This window comes from Bacillus sp. Au-Bac7, from assembly GCF_021341655.1.
In the GTDB taxonomy this organism is placed as follows: domain Bacteria; phylum Bacillota; class Bacilli; order Bacillales; family Cytobacillaceae; genus Niallia.
This window is the reverse complement of sequence record NZ_JAJTTG010000002.1, coordinates 158,614-175,402: the sequence shown is the minus strand read 5'-3', so window position 1 is coordinate 175,402 and position 16,789 is coordinate 158,614. Positions and strand designations below refer to the sequence as shown.

Below are 16,789 nucleotides of genomic sequence, written 5' to 3'. Positions count from 1 at the left end.
AGAAAGCGTTTTAATACGGTTTAATTATATCTCGAACACTTAGTTTGTGCAATCAACAAACTAAGTGTTTTTGTAATTATAATTAGACTAATACCTATCCGCTTAATAAAACTAATACTGTATCCTATTAAAAAGATGTCGTAATGACGAAAAATTTTTATTGCTGCTTACTTTTACATTTGGTCATGTGAAGGTTCACTACTTTAACTTGAGAAAAGCAAAAAGCGTTGTATAAACAACGCTCTAATCATAAACAACTTGATTACGTCCCAGCTTTTTCGCTTGATACAATGCTTTATCCGCTTTATTTATAAATAAGTTAATATCATTTACAGCTTTATCAAAAGCTGCCACCCCTATGGAAACAGTGATGTTAATTGTTTCTCCATTACTTAACATAAATACGTGATCTTCTACCGATTTTCTAATCCGTTCACTAATTTCAGATGACAATTCGGTTGAACAGTCTACTAAAATAACGGTAAATTCCTCCCCGCCGTTCCGGCTAATGATATCGGTTGGTCTTGTGGAATTTTTGAGAATGCTACCAACCTCTTTTAACACCATATCTCCTTCTAAATGCCCGTACGTATCATTAATTTTTTTAAAAAAGTCGATATCGATATATAGAAGTGTTAAAGCTTCATTCCTTGTTGCAGCTATTTTCATCAGTTTCTTACAAATATAATCAAATTTTCTAACATTATTTAGGCCTGTTAAGCTGTCTATCGTTGATTCTAACTTGTATTTATTAAATAATTCCTGGCTTGCTCTAATGTACTCGATTACGTTAAAAGATGCATAACCAGCTACATAGGTGAATATAACATGCAAAAACATCGAGAAAATATAATGTTTTATATCGTCTAATACAAAAAAATAAAGTATCGTCGTTAGTATAATATTTGTCGTAGTTAAAGTAGCAAATACCTTATGCTTACCTGAAATATTTCTATTAGCAATAAAGATAGAAACAAAGGCTATTAAAAACAAGACGATTATCACTACAAAAGAGAAGTCTCTGTTAATAAAAAAATCACCGAAAATGATTAACGCCGCACAAAGATAAGCAGGAATTCCCCTACCGTAATATGCAAGCAAGATAATTGGTAAATGGCGCAGATCGATTAAAAAGCTGCCATGAATGCTAAATATCATTAAAAGTATGCCAATAATTCCCCCTGCAAAACCCATAAGTAGTTTTATATGAAGTGGAGAATCTTGATGAAGCTGTGAATCCTTCATGACTCTGGAATAGAAAAAAAGGACAGAAATCAATATTGTTAAATTTACAAAAAAGTCCTTGATAATAATGATTGTCATTATTTTTATCACCTTAATTATTATTAATGGCTTAACTGCCCAATTACTGTTTATATCGGTAGCATTATATAGGTTTACAGCGATTTTATTTTTGTGTAAACAATATATTTTTTACAAAAAATCTTATTAATTGGGAATAATCAGAAAATCTATAATATCTTTTTGGGACTATTTTTTAAACGAACAAGCAAATTTTTGCAAAATAAAAACACCTCCCGATATGCAATGAAACTGGGTCATTACGTATCGAAAGGCATTCCGTGCAGTAAGTCCAACTGCATTTGGTACGCGCCTTAGAGGATTCGAACCTCTGACCGTACGCTTAGAAGGCGTATGCTCTATCCAGCTGAGCTAAAGGCGCATGTTTTGTTTTCGTTATGTAGATATATTAATTTATATGGCTCCGCAGGTAGGATTCGAACCTACGACCGCTCGGTTAACAGCCGAGTGCTCTACCACTGAGCTACTGCGGAACAATAATATGGTGGGCCTAAATGGACTCGAACCATCGACCTCACGCTTATCAGGCGTGCGCTCTAACCAGCTGAGCTATAGGCCCATATTATTTTGGAGCGGGTGATGAGAATCGAACTCACGACATCAGCTTGGAAGGCTGAGGTTTTACCATTAAACTACACCCGCAAGGATAAAAAGGGAATAAATCATTCCCTTATGACTGGGCTAGCTGGATTCGAACCAACGAGTGACGGAGTCAAAGTCCGTTGCCTTACCGCTTGGCTATAGCCCAATGAATATGAAGAAAATATGGGGCGACTGATGGGAATCGAACCCACGAATGTCGGAGCCACAATCCGATGCGTTAACCACTTCGCCACAACCGCCAAGGTTATAAATGGTGGAGGGGGACGGATTCGAACCGCCGAACCCGAAGGAGCGGATTTACAGTCCGCCGCGTTTAGCCACTTCGCTACCCCTCCGATATTATATTACAAACATATTTTAAAAATGGCGGTCCGGACGGGACTCGAACCCGCGACCTCCTGCGTGACAGGCAGGCATTCTAACCAACTGAACTACCGGACCAGATTGCGGGGACAGGATTTGAACCTGCGACCTTCGGGTTATGAGCCCGACGAGCTACCAGACTGCTCCACCCCGCGATAATATTATTTATTTAACTAATGGAGGAGGAAAGGGGATTCGAACCCCTGCGCGGTTTGACCCGCCTGTCGGTTTTCAAGACCGATCCCTTCAGCCGGACTTGGGTATTCCTCCTTGATAAAAGCATTCCGATGGTGGACCTTGTAGGACTCGAACCTACGACCGGACGGTTATGAGCCGTCTGCTCTAACCAACTGAGCTAAAGGTCCGAAATATGGTAGCGGCGGAGGGGATCGAACCCCCGACCTCACGGGTATGAACCGTACGCTCTAGCCAGCTGAGCTACACCGCCATATTATCATCCATACATTTTTATAAAATTGGTGGAGCCTAGCGGGATCGAACCGCTGACCTCCTGCGTGCAAGGCAGGCGCTCTCCCAGCTGAGCTAAGGCCCCGTTATTATTTTAGAATATTAATGGTCGGGAAGACAGGATTCGAACCTGCGACCCCTTGGTCCCAAACCAAGTGCTCTACCAAGCTGAGCTACTTCCCGATATGGCGCGCCCGAAAGGAGTCGAACCCATAACCTTCTGATCCGTAGTCAGACGCTCTATCCAATTGAGCTACGGGCGCATATTTTTGGAGCGGAAGACGAGGTTCGAACTCGCGACCCCCACCTTGGCAAGGTGGTGTTCTACCACTGAACTACTTCCGCTTAGAGTGTGAAATTAAATGGTGCGGGTGAAGGGAGTCGAACCCCCACGCCTTGCGGCGCTAGATCCTAAGTCTAGTGCGTCTGCCAATTCCGCCACACCCGCGTAAATGGTGAGTCATGCAGGATTCGAACCTGCGACCCTCTGATTAAAAGTCAGATGCTCTACCAACTGAGCTAATGACTCATCTCATTTTAAAAGATGGTGCCGACGAGAGGACTTGAACCCCCAACCTACTGATTACAAGTCAGTTGCTCTACCAATTGAGCTACATCGGCATTTATATGGTGGAGGATGACGGGATCGAACCGCCGACCCTCTGCTTGTAAGGCAGATGCTCTCCCAGCTGAGCTAATCCTCCGAATATTGGTGACCCATACGGGATTCGAACCCGTGTTACCGCCGTGAAAGGGCGGTGTCTTAACCGCTTGACCAATGGGCCAGTTTTTATATTTCTTCCTTGCTGATTCAGCGTTTATTTCGTTTGTTGTATCAGCGACAAGTAGTATTATATAACTCTATGCGAGTTAACGTCAACACTTTTTTAAAACTTTTTTAAAAAAATAGGCTCATTTTTGCAAAATGCCGTCATATCAAGGAAAACCGCCCTGTTTTTAAGACGGTTTTTTTATTTTAAACGAAATATGTTTTAAAAAAAAGCACCCTTTGCACCAAAAAAACGAATGAAAACGAAGATTGATTTTTAGAATAGATGAAAAAGAAGCGGACATTTGCCCGCTCCTCCCTATTCAACTATTCCAAATTGCTTGCTGGACCAAAAAATTCAAAATGAATATTCGCCGCTGGCACATGCAATTCTTTTAAATGAGCGTTTATTAGTTTCATAAATGCAGTTGGTCCGCAGAAATAGAAATCCGCATCCTTATTTGGAACAATTGACTGCAGCCATTCAAGATCCATATAGCCTTCTTTATCAAATACCTTAGCTTCTATATCTTTTTCTGTTGGTGAAGAGTAAGCAACATAACTTCTTATATTAGTATGCTTATCAGTTAGCTGTTGCAATTCTTGTTTCATTGCATGAACAGAGCTGTTCAATGCACCGTGAACAAACACTACTTCTCGCTCTGGCTGCTCTTTGACAATTGTGTTAAGCATGCTGATCATTGGGGTAATGCCGACACCGCCACTGATTAGTACAACTGGAGTTTCCTTTTGGTCAAGAACAAATTCCCCAGCTGGTGCACTTATTTCTAAGACAGAACCTGCTTGGATTTCATTATGAAGGTAATTGGAAACTACCCCATGTTCTTCTCGCTTCACACTTATACGATAGTAAGACTTGCCTGACGCATCAGATAAGCTGTAGTGGCGAATATGTGAATATTCTTCTCCTTCTGGATGCACTCTTACTGTTAAGTATTGACCTGGTAGGAATGATGCAATTTCCTGTCCGTCTTCTGCTTCTAAATAGAAGGATGTTATTACATCACTTTCTGCTACTTTCTTTGTAACGACAAAGTTTCGGAAGCCTTCCCAGCCGCCTGTTTGTTCTTTTGCTTCTCTGTACATATCTTGTTCAATACCGATAAAGGCATCTGCAATAACACCATAAGCCTCTGCCCATGCACCGATAATCTCATCTGTTGCGGCATCGCCCAATACATCCTTGATAGCTTGTAATAACGTTTCCCCAACAATTGGATAATGTTCTGGCAATACACCTAGCGCTCTATGTTTTTGCGCAATTTGTTTAACAACCGGAATAATCGCACCTAACTTATCAATATGAACCGCTGCTGCATAAACAGCATTAGCGAGAGCCGTTTGCTGCTTACCCTCTCTTTGATTAGCATGATTAAAGATATTCAATAGTTCTGGATGATTAGTAAATAGTGTTTTGTAAAAGCGAGTTGTTATCTCTGTTCCATGCAATTCTAATACAGGCACAGTACTCTTAATAATTTCAATTGTTTTTTCATTTAACATGATTATTTCCCCCATCATTTAAACATGTATTTGTTCTACATGTTTCCATTATACTTAACTTAATTACAAAAGATATATTTTGAATACATCTTTCATAAATTTGTCACAATTACACATTAAGAGGTTAGGTGCTATAATAAAGAGAGCTTCAATGGAGGTTTTCTAATGAGATTAACAAATTATACGGATTATTCTTTACGCGTGTTAGTATATTTAGGATTAAAAAAGGACGGTCAATTAAGTACTATTCAAGAAATTGCCGATACATATAATATTTCTAAGAACCATCTAATGAAAATCATTCATCACTTAGGAAAACTTGGCTATATTGAAACAATCAGAGGGCGAAATGGCGGATTAAAACTCGCTATGAAACCTAATGAGATCAATATCGGGAAAGTAGTAACAGCAACAGAAGAAGATTTCCATATTGTCAACTGCTTCACTGAAGGAAGAAATTACTGCATCCTAACCCCTTCCTGTAAGCTAAAGCATGCTCTAAATGAGGCGCTTCAGGCATTCTTGTCCGTTCTTAACAGCTATACGCTAGAAGATTTCCTTCATAATGATGACGAACTTAATGCCTTAATTGGAGATCCATTTTCTAATAAATAAATGAGTACAAAAAAACCTCAAACTACTGCGTTTGAGGTTTACCTCTTTATCCTTACGTCTTCATTGTTTATACTGCTTAAATTGAAGACACTGCATGCTTTTATTAAATCTTTTCATTGTCTCTTACATCACAACTCTCAAACTGTTCCTTCCATCTTTCTATTAAGCTGACTCTTTTACATGTTATAAGTGATAACAATTGCATACATAAGTAAAAGCCCTTGCTTGAATCATCATTATTCATGATTATTTTTTCCAATAGAAACATCCCCCTCAATCGTTGGTTAATTATATACATATATCTCCATATAAATCATTTTAGCACTTTAAATGGGACATCGAACCAAAGAATAAGAAAAACGATAACGATTATAGATATTATATATGCTCGACCTGGTTTTTGCTGATGCAATGCAATGACAGAGAACATAATAAGATCAAACAAAAAGGAATATCCAAATTGCCAGCTGTTTTGGTACGATATTCTTCCTGTCAAAAATAGTATCCACTCTATCACTATATAGATTACAGACCAGACTACTATGTAAATTATGCGCTTTACCCACCCTTCAGGGAAATGGGACAAGAAGAGAAAGATACTAATCGGCATGGTTATAAGTGCATAAATAACGACAATCATCTCGTGGCTGTATAAAAAATCGGGATGAAACTTCCAAAGTGTATTTTCATTCACGATATACTCATAAAGCAGACCACCTGTAGATATAAAAAACATACTGGCATGATATTTTCGCCAGTTTTTCCAATCTCCCCATTTAAGAGAGGCTATAATAGTCAGAAGTGTGATGGCGACGTGCATCATACACAGCCCTTTCAGGTAATAATATAAACAGCAAATCCCTTTAGTACAAATGACCGAGGTCCTTTGAATCTATTCTTTCCATAGTAAGAAAAGATGATGTAAAAAATGCTTGGAATTTGTCTTAATAACCTTCCTTTTGTGAAAAAAGGCGGAATTTATGGTAGTATTAATTGTGCTAAATAAAAAAAGTGTAGAAAGAAACGAGGAAAAAGAAATGAGTGTGATCACGAAAAAAAAGCCCAATAATGTTAAGTTTTTATCGCGGATTTTATTAGTAATTATTGGCGGGTTCATTACAGCTTATGGACTTGAAGCAGTATTAATTCCAAACAATGTTTCCGACGGTGGAGTTACCGGGATCAGCATTGTTATATCCCAACTGACAGATTTACCGCTAGGCATTTTGATTGCTATTTTAAATTTACCATTTGTATTTTTAGGATATAAGCAAATAGGTAAGAGTTTTGCGATATTTTCCATAATCGGCATCGCCTCACTGGCTGCAGGTACAGTGCTTATGCACCATATCAATACGATTATTCATGGAGATACATTGCTTGTTACTGTAGTCGGCGGAATCATCATCGGTTTTGGTATGGGTCTTGCTTTGCGTAACGGTGGAGCACTTGATGGAATTGATATGCTTGCAGTATTACTGTCACGAAAATTGCCTTTTGGTACGAGCGACCTTATTTTATTTCTTAATGTTTTTGTATTTGCTATTGTATCAATCGTATTCGGTCTACAAGGAGCAATCCTCTCTGGTATCGCCTACTTTATCGCCTCTAAAGTAATCCATATCGTCGAAGAAGGTTTAAGCGGATCTAAAACCTTTAAAATCATTACAAATGAACCAGAATTGATGGTAGAGACTATCCGTGACAGACTAGGCAGAAGTGCTACATACAGTCTAGTACAGGGAGCCTATTCTAGTGAAAGATTTAAAGAAATCACTTGTGTCATCAATAGACTGGAAGAAAGCAAAATGAAAGAAATCATCTATGAAATTGACAGTGGCGCCTTCGTTACAGTTTATGATGTAGCAGAAGTTAAAGGCGGTAATTTCAAAAAGAAAGATATCCATTAAACAACATAGGCGAGAAAGAAAAATATTCTTTCTCGCCTTTTTTCTATTTACTAATGAAAGGACAAGCCTCACTCACGAAGAGTGAGGCTTGTCCTTTTACTTAAGACAGACAGTAATAAACCTAGTATTTGCCTAGACCAGAATCTGGCGTTTGAATAATTACAGGGTTTTTGTCTGGATTCAGCCATTTTAACACTGTCGTTACATTAGCTTTAGAAGTGGCTGTGCAGCCGGCTGTATAGCCATACTTGCCTGCAACATGGAAGAAAATCGCGCTTCCTTTTCCTGCAACAGGGTTTTTCGTATTATAATTGATAACAAATCCTAAATCATATTCAGGAATATTCATCTTTTCGGCACTTTTCCAGCGTCCATTGTTTTTAGAAGCCTTTTGCCAAGTATTGTATAAGGAGGAGGCTGGATCATCTACCCAAACATCATCACTTGTAATTTTGCGATATGGCAATTTCGTACCTGGATTAGCTCCTCTCCCAAAGGCTGTCCCAATTGTATATTTCCCTGTCGGTGAAGCTTGAGAGCCTTCTGACATTTTGTCAGTCATTCCATTTTTGCCAAGCACGCCTGTCATCGATTGAACTTGTTTCCATTTGCCATTAGTCTTCTCAAATGTACGTATTGTCGCTGTTTTAGAAGAAGCATTCGATGATGTCACTAATATCAACTGTTGGGCCTTACCAAGTGTCTTCATATTATTTATAGTATCCTCAATGGAAGAACTTGATGAAACACTAGATGATGTTGCTGCTTTTACATATGTACCGCTGACATAGCCTGTTTTCCCTTTAAAATCAATTTTATACCAGCCATTTGATTCCTTCTTCTGAACTGTAAGCTTTGTTCCCTTTTTTACAGAGCCAATCACTTTATACTTCGTGCTCGAGCCGCTTCTTACATTCAAAGTGTCTGCGGTTACCGTATAAGTTGTAGTACTTGCTGAAGCCGCTTTCACATATGTGCCGCTCACATAACCTGTTTTTCCTTTAAAGGTTATCTTATACCAGCCGTTCGATTCCTTCTTTTGTACAGACAGCTTACTACCTTTTTTTACTGAACCAATCACTTTATGCTTTGTACTCGAACCACTTCTTACATTCAGTGTATCAGCTGTTACTGTATATGTTACAGAACTGGCAGCTTTTGCAGAGGGCATTCCTAAAATCCCTTGACCTGCAACAAGACTTGCACTTAGCACAAAGCAGGTTACTACCATATAAATATACTTTTTCATCCTATCACTCCCTTTCTACACAACCACCATATTGTAGCAGTTTTTTGCTGATTACTAGTTTCCATCACATAAAAATCACCAAAATGTAATGGTTGACATACATTTAACAGGGTTCAGCTATAGAACCCTGTTACTACTAAAATATATACCCCTATAACCGTTACACTCAATCCTGTTAAAAAGGCAATGCCAGTACTTTTCTTTTTTCTTGTATTAAACCACACAGTTGCTGCGGCAATCACAGTGAAGAGAATTCCGAAAATAATCGATGCAGACGGTGTTGTAGGCTGTATCCAATCATACCAATGCAAAAAATTCATGTCATCACTCCTAAGAGATAATTTAACCAATCCGTTTAAAATTCACCATTAAAGTAACTGATTCTCCTTCTGGTCTTACTCTAATTTATACCGTATGTAGTGATGGCTAATTATTGTTATTTATATTATCTATTTTTGGGAGAAAATTAGGAAGGAATCAGTTTGCCAATTGATATTCGACGTGTCTTATTAGTTTATGACCAGTTTTGTTTTCATTTTACTTAAATTTAAGGTTCTTGAAATCCATACAAACCAACAAAGGTTAGGCTTAGACTTATCAAGAGCATAATGGTGCTAAAAGTGAACAATATGAATCTGTATTTGTTCCTCTCTGCAGGAAATGCAAACAATACTCCTAGAAAATTATAAAGGTTTAGTATGTACATAAATGACATTCCCTTTGTTCCAAAAGATAATGTTTCACAAATTTCTCCATCCTTAGAAAATGATACAATCATAAGAAATCCTAACAGTGTGGATATTATTGATAAGATTGAAAAGAAGATTCTCATATCTCTCCTCCAAAGTTACAATTACTGTCTGCTTTAATTCATTTTATTACAGAACCTACCATTTTAAATAAAATTAATTGGAAATAAAAGGTGCTTTTTGTATATATTTCGAATCTTCAATTTGGTTAATTATAAAAGTAGCGATATCTCCATTTGTTATTTTTATTCCTGGTAAATCTGTTAGATTTTCTTTTATGTATCCTATATCCTCCTGATCAGTGATGAATGGCAGCCTAATTAGAGTCCATTTTATAATCTGTTCATTACTGTTAAGAAAATCCCATTCTTTTTTCTTATCTATCATCATATCAGAGTAAAAATTTTCAAACAGCTTTGCACCAAGTCTATTTATAAGACTTTTTTTATCGTTAGAAATAGTTAAGGAACCTCCAGTAACACCTATATAACGTTCAATTTGTAATTCTGCCATTATCTCAATAATTGTCTTCGTAACACTGCTATAAATCGGTTTCTCTTTGAGGGGTTGCCCAAAAGTATTAATTACTATTTGACAATCCTTTAGCAGCTTTTGAATATCTTCTCTATTCTGGACAGCCCCTTCTACTATTTCTATCCTATCGTCATTTAAAGATAACTTTTTGGGAGTTCTAACAAGCATTCGAACTTGATAGCCGTTTTCTAACGCTTTAACAGCAATTCGACGTCCAACCTTTCCTGTTCCTCCAATAATAGCAATCTTATTTAGATTATCCATCATCCACCTCAAGTAAAATAGTCACTATACCATTTATTCAGAGTTTGCCACGCCCTCATTTTTTTACTACCACTGAATTCCTTCCATTCCCAAGGTCAAATAGGGTCATAACAATACTAATTATTCCAACAATGGTTCCTAAACCACCAATAATGCTTATTAAAATACTGGGAATCACTAAACCTACGATAACTACCCCTAAAAAGGTCAGTACTATAAACGCTTGATAAACTGCAGAAATAATATTTAAAGCAACATGATTAAAAAAAGCTAAAATCAATGGTGGTAATAACAGAACTATAAGTGTACCAAGGGACGTTAAAAAATTTTGCGGTTCATCAAATGAAACAGTATTAGGGCCTGTCGGATTTTTAGCAGCTAGGAATAAAGTAATGACTGCCAATATCATAATCACTAACATCATAGAAAGTCTTTTTACCATAATTGATACTCCTTTTTGGTTAATCAGGATACTCTTTTATTAAACCGTTACAAAAAGCGATCTATTCTCTATACGAACGGAAAATAAAAAAGTTCCATAATTATACATAAAAAGAAACTTTTCCAATTTATCATCGTCTAATGTTTCAAGATTGACACAATGTATTTGCTATTTTAATAACATAAAGCCCCCCACTAAACATAAAGGAGAGAAATTGTTGAAGAAAAAGAGATTTTTGATTGGATTTTTAAGTCTCCTCATTATTTTTTCTGGTATATATGCATACATTTCAAGCATTTCTATTTCTGGTAAATCTGACAACGGTATGTGGAAATATACATACAAGAAAAACCTTGATGAAAGTGCGCCAAGCGGTTGGCAAGGTAAAATAAAGCAATTAAATAACGAAAAAGTTAATGTGTCCAAATTAGAATATATGGATAATGGTGAAATAATAGCTGAGCAGGATGAGTTTAGTCATGGAAGAGATGAAGATGGTTCTGTAACAAACGCAAACCCATTCTTTACTGACTTTCTATTAGGAGACGAACTAGTTGAGGGACATGTATACAAATTAATTATTACTTATGAGAAAGATGGAAAATCTCATAAAGATACAATCGAAATCAAATAATATAAATGCAATTATTAATAGCAAGAGAAAGATAAAATGGGTTGCCTGATATTCAGACAACCCATTTTATTACTGATTCAATTCAACTGTTTCATTAACATCTGTAGATTTAGAGCTTTGCCCTGTCATCCGTTTATAGAAAAAGGCCATCTTCTTCGTGAAATTACCTGTTTCCCAATATTCAGCCGCTTCTGCTTTCACCTTTATTAAGACAACGCTAGGATCATCATAAGAAGTTTGCATAATTTGCTCGTATGCTTTGCTCCATAATTCCTTTTTCTTATTTAAATCCTCTACGATTTCCGCTCTTCCGCGAACAGAAACATAGGATTTACCTGCATAAGCAACATTAACGTCTTGATCATGTAAGATTTCTTCATATTTATCCGTCTCTTTTTTCGTGAAGAACCACAAATCACCATCAAACTCTACTTCTTGTGTTTTCATAGGACGAGACACAAGCCCTTCTTCTGTTACCGTCGTTAGCATGGCTGTGTCTATGTCTTTAATTAACTCTCTTAATGTTTCCAACTCTTCTTGTTTTATCATGTTAGACATCTCCATCACCTCATTTAAGTTTATAGAGGTATATTACCCTTTTCCAAAACTTTTAATCAGGGAGGACTGCTTAATAATGATTAGTTGAATTATTTAATAATATCTCTGCGAAATGCTTCCTTAAATCAAGCATTATACAAAGTTTTTTAATACGAAAATCTAAACCTTATTTTATATGTGACGAACTATTTCCTCACAATAATCCAAATAGACTTTACTTATCAGTGTATCCTTTGGAGCTAAGATGGCACTTACATAGATTAAAAATTCTGAATCATGCAAGTATGGATTTAACATAGAATGCTTGACTCCTAATATCGTTTTTACTGTTAATTGCGTTTCCGGTAACCATTCTTTGTATGTCTTCACTGTATCCTTAGAATCCACATTCTCATCATTTTCAGCTAATATCAAATATACTGGGGAGTTAATTTTCTTAATATCTTCTGTCCCATCTGCTGAAATATTCTTTTGCACAAATGTGTATCTATCTTCGGATAAGCTGTTGTCATTCGTTTTTTGCATGTATTCTTTATAGGAAGCGCCTGATTCAATAAGATTAGACGCTTGTTCATCCTTGTCTAGTTCACTCTGTATTTCTTCATCCGTTTTGCCAGCTCTTTTCATTTCCATGGTCGTAAAATACTCTCCTTGTCTAAGCCAATTGATGGCAGGACCCACTAAAATAGCTGCTGTAATATCGGTGCGATTTTGCTGTACTTTTGGAACTACCCAGCCAGCTTGGCTAGCTCCCCAGAGGATGATTTTCTCTGTATTCATAGATTTCTGCTGCTTTGCCCATTCGATTACTTCTTCTACTTCCTTCGCTCGATCGTCCATTGTTTGATCTAACCAATTCCCTGCTGAATCTCCTATTCCTGGTTTATTCCAAGATACAGATGCATAGCCTTGTTTTGCAAACCGTTCCATTAAAGGCTTATAACCTCCATCCTGTGTTGCGTTTTGCGGTCCATCTCCATGAACAAATATAACAATTCCTTCATTCTTCTCTTTAGGCATGGCAAGAAAGCCTTCTAAATTTCCTTGCTTGGTTTTAATGTTCACCTCTTTCTCCAGCATAGCGTAGTCATTTTCATAAAGGAAACTAGCGATTGTCATTATTATCAATACAATGCTAATAAGTAATTTAAACCTCGTATTCATTATTTTTTATCCCTTTCCACTCCATGAAATACCACCTCTCTATTCCATACTGCCTTCCTATTAAACTTGTTCCTTTTTTCTTTATCTGGAATCCTAGTCTTTCATAAAGTCTACTAGCAGCAGCGTTAGTTGCAGAAACATATAATGTTACATACTGATCACCCTTCACCAAGTTTTTAACCAATTTAATAAGCTGTGTACCAATTCCTTTTCCTCGGTTACATTTAGTTACGGCTATAAAGTCTATGTGAATTTCTTTAGCTTTGCTTCTATGATCGAACGCTACAAGGAAAATACATGTTTTAAAAAATGCTTGTAAATTTAACTGTATAAACAACCGACCCAATAATTTTAGTCCCTTCCACTTTTTTGGTTTAATAAATAAAATTCCTTCTATTTTCTTATCTCTTACTATGAGCAAATTATCTCGGTGATTCTGTAAAATATGCTCTGCTAGGCAACGCAAAACAAAACTCCGCTCGACTTCTGGCAAGTTTAGTGCTTGAAATTCTTCCTGAAATCCTTCCAATAATAGAACCGCTATCTCTTCTATATCCTTTCTAGAACTAGCAATTCCTCGCTTCATTTCGCCTTAACCTCTAAACTATATACCATCTCTTTGATATAAAATGCTGATAAATTCGCTTCCTCTAGTATCAATAAATCATGTTCAAATTTGGCATTTATCAGATCGAGATTCTTGTAAAAACACTCTATCTCTTCTAAAAGTTGGTCTTCTAGTTCTACACATATTTTCTTACAATAGTAGGTTCCTGCACGAAAAGCATAATCTGCTTCTTCCAAACTCGTTCTATACATTACTTTGACATTACTTCCATTCTCTAATATTGCATAAGAGACATCTTCTACAATATTTCTATTGCCATTTTTCTATTTAGCTAGCTTTTTCAAATTTAGGTTGTATGCTTCATCTACAAATTCATCCTCAAAGCAGGCAAAATATCTGTCTTCTTTATTCTCTTCGACCAGCTTGTATGTTTCAGTTTGTTGAAGCTCGAGAATGGTTTGTACATTCCCCTTTAACTTAGTAAGACGTGTAATTTCATTCTCGAAATGTACTAGTACACTAGATAATGCTTCTGTATAATCTGTTTTCTTCTCCACAATGTTTTTTATTTCTTTTAACGAAAATCCTAATTGCTTTAGCAGCAAAATATGTGACATCGCATACACTTCCGCTTCTCCATACATATGATAGCCATTTACATCAATAAATGCGGGCTGTATTAATTGTTGTTCCTCATAATGCCTTACCACGTATTTCGTTATATTCAGTAATTTAGCTAATTCTCCACTTGTTAAGTGCTGCATGCTTATTCCTCCAATCATATTTACAGCAAAAACCGTGTGGTTACCACACAGTCAATCATTTTCCATTTACTTTTTACAAGCCATAAAGAAATATCAGCCTAATGATTGCTTTATAACACCATTGGCTAACATAAAAAAAGACACACCCATAATTTCTATGGGTAAGCGCCCGATTTTAGTTCATTCTATTAAGTGACGAAGAAGTAAGCATCTTAAAATACCCAACCAGCGTTGTGACAAGACCAATTCCAAAAAGTATACTGCCAGCAGTCAAAAAATTATTTATGTAGCCTTTCATTACTAAATGGTATGTAGGAGTGTCTGCCCCTCCTTGTTTAATAAGCCAATTTTCAGCAGTGAATGTACCAAATTTAATACTGAAAAATAGTAGAATAAATCCAATAGCAGTTAGTAAAATCCCTAAAGCAACGAAACCTTTCCATTTATCTTTTGCCATATCATCTTCACTTCTTTCTCTATACTTCCATTTATAGTATTAATTAATATTATCTGGTAATTATATATACGTTTTGCTATCTTAAAAGTTTCAAATTAACCAGTAAATAGAAATTACAATGCTTCCATGCTCACTTTCTGACAAATAAGCGACCGTTACCTTATATCGTGTATTTCCCCCTCGTCTAACTTATTAATATTGTCCTCATTTATTAGACTAAATAAAGAAAAAATGATAATGCAGAGTGAAAATGCAAACAGACCGTTTTTTTTTCTTGGTTCTGTCGATTCTTTTACAGCTAATTCAGAATAACTTTATTAAAGAGTCTTTTTTTACTACCAAACATATTACACAGAAGAAAGTATTAATTTTGATATTCTCCAAGAATAATATTTAATGGATAAACAATCTAAAGAAAAATTCCCTTATTACATACAGTTATCTGTAAAAAATAACTCAGAACTTGATGAGGATAATAAAAATAAATATGCCCACGAAATGGTTTAATCCATCCAACAAACAAAGAATAACATAGTGAAGCAGCCTATAGATGTTGTCATATTTATTCAAGTAATAAAGAAGAGATATTTCATGAAATAAAATAACAGTCCTTTATGAATGGACTGTTATTTTGGCAATTATTCTTCAAAGATTACACGCAAGCTGTCTTCTTTTTGATAAGAAGGCTGGTTTGTAATAAAAATCAACTCTTGTGCATCGTGTCCAGGGATTAAAATGATAGGTTCTTGGCTTATATTTGTAGAAGCAAACTTACTTTTATAATGAACACATGAGCCTTGTGTTATCATCCACATATTATTATCTTGAGCCAATTGAAACCATTCTGAAAATGCTGTTTGTAATGCTTCATAGTTCGGAATGGTCACAGAGTATGCTGGTATCTCCGCATGGTAGGATTTACCATTGGACATTGTATGCACTTTTCTTCCTGTATTTTGATAATATATTTCTAATTTATCTCTCTTTGCTAATACCGATGTTATTCCATCATCATACCCTTCAAAGTGAATATAAAAAGGATACTTAAAGCAGGTAATTGCTGCCTTCTGCATCAGATTTATCGTATCTTCCACATAGTCAATATTATCTCCTGATATATGAAATTGCTCAAATTCCCCATCCACGATTACCCAATCTTGTTCCTTTTCAATACTCTGGATAATTTCTATTTCCATAGGTTATCTCCCCTTGGTGTAGATTTGAAAAACAATAAATGAACAGGCAGGTTTCTCTCGTTAATAAAACCGTTTAAAGTCTTTATCTAAACACGCCCTCTTCAACTTTTTAGTCCTCCATAAATAATTTATATCCGAGATGTTATCATAGGAAAGTTGAATATAATAATAGTTAATATACTCTAAGACTGCAAAGAGATATATGAACAGCGCAATACTTACCCCCCCAACAGGTAAGTTCGATTTCCACAAATACAAATCAGTTACGAACGCTATAAAAGGAGCAAAAATTAGAAAACCATTAAGCTTCTTTAAAAACTTAAACTTTTGGATACTATTAATAGTTGTATTAGGAGTATATTGTTTTTTTAATTGCTTTAGTTTAAGATGCCAATATATTGTTCCCTGTAATAATAAAAACTCTAGCAGGAAAAATGAAATCCAAAATGACCCTAACGAATATAAGTGTAAATTAGGATATACGTAATTTAATAGGTAACTTAAAAAAAGGAAAACTATAAGGGAAGTTAATTCCCCAGAAAATAAATATTTCAATCTTTTTTCTAAAGTTTTCTTCATAATATCTCCCTATAAAATTTTTTACCAATCGTAATTGTTGATATTTTCTTAGTAAC

Annotated in this window: 18 protein-coding genes and 21 tRNA genes; 3 read left to right on the top strand and 36 right to left on the bottom strand. The window is 35.9% G+C overall.

The window, feature by feature from the left end:
- Positions 1-243: 243 nt before the first annotated feature.
- The 23 genes from LXM54_RS09455 to hmpA form a co-directional block, all read right to left on the bottom strand.
- A complete protein-coding gene (locus LXM54_RS09455) occupies positions 244-1,323 on the bottom strand; it encodes a GGDEF domain-containing protein (protein ID WP_233314945.1) in 1,080 nt (359 codons plus the stop codon).
- A 287-nt stretch (positions 1,324-1,610) separates the two neighbouring features.
- Positions 1,611-1,684 (bottom strand) — tRNA-Arg (locus LXM54_RS09450).
- Between the two features lie 37 nt (positions 1,685-1,721).
- Positions 1,722-1,796 (bottom strand) — tRNA-Asn (locus tag LXM54_RS09445).
- A 9-nt stretch (positions 1,797-1,805) separates the two neighbouring features.
- A tRNA-Ile gene (locus LXM54_RS09440) sits at positions 1,806-1,882 on the bottom strand.
- A 9-nt stretch (positions 1,883-1,891) separates the two neighbouring features.
- Positions 1,892-1,965, bottom strand: a tRNA-Gly gene (locus tag LXM54_RS09435).
- Positions 1,966-1,999: 34 nt separating this feature from the next.
- Positions 2,000-2,071, bottom strand: a tRNA-Gln gene (locus tag LXM54_RS09430).
- A gap of 18 nt (positions 2,072-2,089) precedes the next feature.
- A tRNA-His gene (locus tag LXM54_RS09425) sits at positions 2,090-2,165 on the bottom strand.
- Between the two features lie 12 nt (positions 2,166-2,177).
- Positions 2,178-2,261 (bottom strand) — tRNA-Tyr (locus LXM54_RS09420).
- Positions 2,262-2,290: 29 nt separating this feature from the next.
- Positions 2,291-2,367 (bottom strand) — tRNA-Asp (locus LXM54_RS09415).
- Positions 2,368-2,370: 3 nt separating this feature from the next.
- Positions 2,371-2,444 (bottom strand) — tRNA-Met (locus tag LXM54_RS09410).
- Between the two features lie 22 nt (positions 2,445-2,466).
- A tRNA-Ser gene (locus tag LXM54_RS09405) sits at positions 2,467-2,559 on the bottom strand.
- A gap of 18 nt (positions 2,560-2,577) precedes the next feature.
- A tRNA-Ile gene (locus LXM54_RS09400) sits at positions 2,578-2,654 on the bottom strand.
- A 6-nt stretch (positions 2,655-2,660) separates the two neighbouring features.
- Positions 2,661-2,737 (bottom strand) — tRNA-Met (locus LXM54_RS09395).
- A gap of 29 nt (positions 2,738-2,766) precedes the next feature.
- A tRNA-Ala gene (locus LXM54_RS09390) sits at positions 2,767-2,842 on the bottom strand.
- 21 nt (positions 2,843-2,863) lie between these two features.
- Positions 2,864-2,940 (bottom strand) — tRNA-Pro (locus LXM54_RS09385).
- Between the two features lie 3 nt (positions 2,941-2,943).
- Positions 2,944-3,020: transfer RNA gene (locus LXM54_RS09380), tRNA-Arg, on the bottom strand.
- Positions 3,021-3,027: 7 nt separating this feature from the next.
- A tRNA-Gly gene (locus LXM54_RS09375) sits at positions 3,028-3,102 on the bottom strand.
- Positions 3,103-3,120: 18 nt separating this feature from the next.
- Positions 3,121-3,205: transfer RNA gene (locus LXM54_RS09370), tRNA-Leu, on the bottom strand.
- 5 nt (positions 3,206-3,210) lie between these two features.
- A tRNA-Lys gene (locus tag LXM54_RS09365) sits at positions 3,211-3,286 on the bottom strand.
- Positions 3,287-3,302: 16 nt separating this feature from the next.
- Positions 3,303-3,378: transfer RNA gene (locus LXM54_RS09360), tRNA-Thr, on the bottom strand.
- A 7-nt stretch (positions 3,379-3,385) separates the two neighbouring features.
- A tRNA-Val gene (locus LXM54_RS09355) sits at positions 3,386-3,461 on the bottom strand.
- Positions 3,462-3,467: 6 nt separating this feature from the next.
- A tRNA-Glu gene (locus LXM54_RS09350) sits at positions 3,468-3,542 on the bottom strand.
- A 311-nt stretch (positions 3,543-3,853) separates the two neighbouring features.
- Complete coding sequence (hmpA, locus tag LXM54_RS09345) at positions 3,854-5,050, bottom strand: NO-inducible flavohemoprotein (protein ID WP_233314944.1); 1,197 nt, start codon at positions 5,048-5,050, stop codon at positions 3,854-3,856.
- A gap of 165 nt (positions 5,051-5,215) precedes the next feature.
- Between hmpA and LXM54_RS09340 the strand changes: the two genes are divergently transcribed.
- The gene (locus LXM54_RS09340; protein WP_233314943.1) at positions 5,216-5,665 is read left to right on the top strand and encodes an RrF2 family transcriptional regulator; all 450 of its coding nucleotides are present in this window, start codon (positions 5,216-5,218) and stop codon (positions 5,663-5,665) included.
- Between the two features lie 103 nt (positions 5,666-5,768).
- Here the strand turns inward: LXM54_RS09340 and LXM54_RS09335 are convergent, their stop codons facing one another.
- Both LXM54_RS09335 and LXM54_RS09330 read right to left on the bottom strand, forming a co-directional pair.
- Positions 5,769-5,924, bottom strand: a complete 156-nt coding sequence (locus LXM54_RS09335; RefSeq protein WP_233314942.1) for a hypothetical protein — start codon at positions 5,922-5,924, stop codon at positions 5,769-5,771.
- 54 nt (positions 5,925-5,978) lie between these two features.
- Positions 5,979-6,488, bottom strand: a complete 510-nt coding sequence (locus tag LXM54_RS09330) for a CBO0543 family protein (RefSeq protein WP_233314941.1) — start codon at positions 6,486-6,488, stop codon at positions 5,979-5,981.
- A gap of 214 nt (positions 6,489-6,702) precedes the next feature.
- Here LXM54_RS09330 and LXM54_RS09325 point away from each other — a divergent pair, with 214 nt between their 5' ends.
- The gene (locus LXM54_RS09325) at positions 6,703-7,575 is read left to right on the top strand and encodes a YitT family protein (RefSeq protein WP_233315622.1); all 873 of its coding nucleotides are present in this window, start codon (positions 6,703-6,705) and stop codon (positions 7,573-7,575) included.
- A 121-nt stretch (positions 7,576-7,696) separates the two neighbouring features.
- Here LXM54_RS09325 and LXM54_RS09320 read toward each other — a convergent pair whose 3' ends face one another.
- From LXM54_RS09320 to LXM54_RS09305, 4 genes are all read right to left on the bottom strand, one after another.
- Positions 7,697-8,824, bottom strand: a complete 1,128-nt coding sequence (locus LXM54_RS09320; protein ID WP_233314940.1) for an SH3 domain-containing protein — start codon at positions 8,822-8,824, stop codon at positions 7,697-7,699.
- 113 nt (positions 8,825-8,937) lie between these two features.
- Positions 8,938-9,144 (bottom strand): hypothetical protein, encoded by a 207-nt coding sequence (locus LXM54_RS09315; RefSeq protein ID WP_233314939.1) that lies wholly within the window; start codon positions 9,142-9,144, stop codon positions 8,938-8,940.
- Between the two features lie 585 nt (positions 9,145-9,729).
- Positions 9,730-10,374 (bottom strand): NAD(P)-dependent oxidoreductase, encoded by a 645-nt coding sequence (locus tag LXM54_RS09310; RefSeq protein WP_325169559.1) that lies wholly within the window; start codon positions 10,372-10,374, stop codon positions 9,730-9,732.
- Positions 10,375-10,426: 52 nt separating this feature from the next.
- Positions 10,427-10,813 (bottom strand): hypothetical protein, encoded by a 387-nt coding sequence (locus LXM54_RS09305; protein ID WP_233314938.1) that lies wholly within the window; start codon positions 10,811-10,813, stop codon positions 10,427-10,429.
- Between the two features lie 217 nt (positions 10,814-11,030).
- Here LXM54_RS09305 and LXM54_RS09300 point away from each other — a divergent pair, with 217 nt between their 5' ends.
- Positions 11,031-11,447 (top strand): hypothetical protein, encoded by a 417-nt coding sequence (locus tag LXM54_RS09300; RefSeq protein WP_233314937.1) that lies wholly within the window; start codon positions 11,031-11,033, stop codon positions 11,445-11,447.
- A gap of 69 nt (positions 11,448-11,516) precedes the next feature.
- Here the strand turns inward: LXM54_RS09300 and LXM54_RS09295 are convergent, their stop codons facing one another.
- The 7 genes from LXM54_RS09295 to LXM54_RS09265 form a co-directional block, all read right to left on the bottom strand.
- Positions 11,517-12,005 (bottom strand): pyridoxamine 5'-phosphate oxidase family protein, encoded by a 489-nt coding sequence (locus LXM54_RS09295; RefSeq protein ID WP_233314936.1) that lies wholly within the window; start codon positions 12,003-12,005, stop codon positions 11,517-11,519.
- 171 nt (positions 12,006-12,176) lie between these two features.
- Entirely contained in the window at positions 12,177-13,169 is a 993-nt protein-coding gene (locus LXM54_RS09290; RefSeq protein ID WP_233314935.1) for an alpha/beta hydrolase family protein, read from the bottom strand.
- Positions 13,153-13,755 (bottom strand): GNAT family N-acetyltransferase, encoded by a 603-nt coding sequence (locus LXM54_RS09285; RefSeq protein WP_233314934.1) that lies wholly within the window; start codon positions 13,753-13,755, stop codon positions 13,153-13,155. Before LXM54_RS09285 ends, LXM54_RS09290 begins: the two co-directional genes overlap by 17 nt.
- A gap of 305 nt (positions 13,756-14,060) precedes the next feature.
- On the bottom strand, positions 14,061-14,501 hold the full coding sequence (locus LXM54_RS09280; RefSeq protein ID WP_233314933.1) for a MerR family transcriptional regulator: 441 nt from the start codon (positions 14,499-14,501) through the stop codon (positions 14,061-14,063).
- Between the two features lie 175 nt (positions 14,502-14,676).
- Positions 14,677-14,958, bottom strand: a complete 282-nt coding sequence (locus tag LXM54_RS09275) for a hypothetical protein (RefSeq protein WP_233314932.1) — start codon at positions 14,956-14,958, stop codon at positions 14,677-14,679.
- A gap of 638 nt (positions 14,959-15,596) precedes the next feature.
- Complete coding sequence (locus tag LXM54_RS09270; protein ID WP_233314931.1) at positions 15,597-16,154, bottom strand: hypothetical protein; 558 nt, start codon at positions 16,152-16,154, stop codon at positions 15,597-15,599.
- Between the two features lie 60 nt (positions 16,155-16,214).
- On the bottom strand, positions 16,215-16,733 hold the full coding sequence (locus LXM54_RS09265; RefSeq protein WP_233314930.1) for a general stress protein: 519 nt from the start codon (positions 16,731-16,733) through the stop codon (positions 16,215-16,217).
- Positions 16,734-16,789 lie beyond the last annotated feature (56 nt).